A 1,030-nucleotide genomic window follows, 5' to 3' on the forward strand; every position below is an offset into this window, starting at 1 on the left:
TCGCGATTCCGAGCTCCTTCGCCGCGCGCAGGATGCGCAATGCGATTTCACCCCGATTGGCGATGAGGATCTTATCGAACATCTTCATCACTCGATGACGATCAACGGCTCGCCATATTCGACCGGCGTACCGTCTTCGACGTGGATGGCGGTGACCGTTCCGGCCCGCGGCGCTGTGATCTCGTTGAAGGTCTTCATCGCTTCGATGAGGAGAACCTTGTCACCGGCCTGAACCTTCGATCCGATCTCAACGAACGGCTTTGCCTCTGGCGAGGGACGCAGGTACGCGGTGCCGACCATCGGCGACAGAACGGCGCCGGGATGGACGCTCGCGGCCTTGGCGGGCACGTCGGCGGCGACCGGCGGGGGAGCGACGACCGGGGCGGGGCCCGGTGCAGGCGCGGCGTACGAGGCCGGTGCATAAGGCATCGTCAGTTGAGCTGCTGCCGTGCGCGCCACGCGAATACGCAGATCGCCCTTTTCCACCTCGATCTCGGTGAGATCCGTGTCCGCAATCAGCGTAGCCAGCTCGCGAACGAGATCGGGATCGAAAGGATTGTCTTTAGCCATGGGGCTGCCTCTGTCTGTGAGGAATCAGTGTTTCGAAGGCTGCTTCGAGCGCGCCCGTTCCGTCAGGACCTGATGAGCCGCATCGAACCCGAGCAGATAGCTCATTGGCCCGAAACCGCAAATCACGCCGACGCAGACCGGGGCGATCAACGAGCGATGACGAAAGCCTTCGCGTGCATGAACATTCGAGAGATGGATTTCGATCGCCGGGGCTCCGCAGCCTGCGATGGCATCGCGAAGGGCGATCGACGTGTGGGTATAAGCGCCGGCATTGATGACGATGCCTGCCTCCTTCAGCCCTGCCTCCTGGATCCAATCGACCAGCTGTCCCTCGTGGTTGGACTGGCGGAAGACCAACGCGGTCCCTGATTTCTCAGCCCGCTCTTGGACGAGCTTCTCGATCTCGGCAAGCGTGACGCTTCCGTAGATATTCGGCTCGCGGCGGCCCAACATATTCAGG

Annotated in this window: 3 protein-coding genes; all 3 read right to left on the reverse strand. The window is 62.1% G+C overall.

The window, feature by feature from the left end:
* Nucleotides 1-82 (reverse strand): biotin carboxylase N-terminal domain-containing protein (locus AC1DT3_RS22430; RefSeq protein WP_477467379.1); only part of this gene is annotated, 82 nt, incomplete at its 3' end.
* A 5-nt stretch (nt 83-87) separates the two neighbouring features.
* The gene (gene accB / locus AC1DT3_RS22435) at nt 88-570 is read right to left on the reverse strand and encodes an acetyl-CoA carboxylase biotin carboxyl carrier protein (protein ID WP_477467377.1); all 483 of its coding nucleotides are present in this window, start codon (nt 568-570) and stop codon (nt 88-90) included.
* Nucleotides 571-594: 24 nt separating this feature from the next.
* Entirely contained in the window at nt 595-1,029 is a 435-nt protein-coding gene (aroQ, locus tag AC1DT3_RS22440; protein ID WP_477467378.1) for a type II 3-dehydroquinate dehydratase, read from the reverse strand.
* Nucleotide 1,030 lies beyond the last annotated feature (1 nt).

This window comes from Microvirga sp. P4_G7 (assembly GCF_056401005.1).